Origin of the sequence: Bacillus sp. AFS018417, from assembly GCF_002560985.1 — a bacterium.
Lineage (GTDB): Bacteria > Bacillota > Bacilli > Bacillales > Bacillaceae_G > Bacillus_A > Bacillus_A rhizoplanae.
The window spans coordinates 1-481 of the sequence record NZ_NTTM01000033.1 but is presented as its reverse complement, the minus strand read 5'-3'; the positions used below and the strand labels follow the sequence as shown (position 1 = coordinate 481).

General features: G+C 37.6%; 1 pseudogene. It reads left to right on the top strand.

The annotated features are described in order from the left end of the window. Positions 1 to 112 precede the first annotated feature (112 nt). Positions 113 to 355, top strand: a pseudogene (locus CN326_RS14810) (IS6 family transposase); the annotation flags it as partial. Between the last annotated feature and the right edge of the window lie 126 nt (positions 356 to 481).

Sequence of the window (481 nt, the reverse complement as noted above, 5' to 3'; positions counted from 1 at the left end):
TCTGCTGCTGTACTTCTAAGGGTTTTGGTGCAAAGATTTCGGGAAAATTGCAATGAATCTATAAATCTTGGACATACTGATACTATTACTCTAGAAAGGGTGCGTGATTGGTATGGAAAAGGAAAATGTATTCAAATGGAAGCATTATCAGCCGGATATTATTTTGTTAACGGTAAGATGGTACCTACGGTACAACCTCAGTTTTCGAGATTTGGTGGAAATGATGGAGGAACGGGGCTTATCCATTTCTCATACAACGATTATGCGCTGGATTCATCAATATGGACCTCAATTAGAAGAGAAAGTACGACATCATCTTAAATCAACAAATGATTCGTGGAGAGTCGAGGAAACCGGTTCTGGTGCAAAAAATCTCTTAAACTTGGACATACTGATACTATCAATCTAGAAAAAGGATGGTGTTCAGTGTGAACAAGCAAAATTCGTTCAAATGGAAGCATTATCAGCCTGATATTATTTT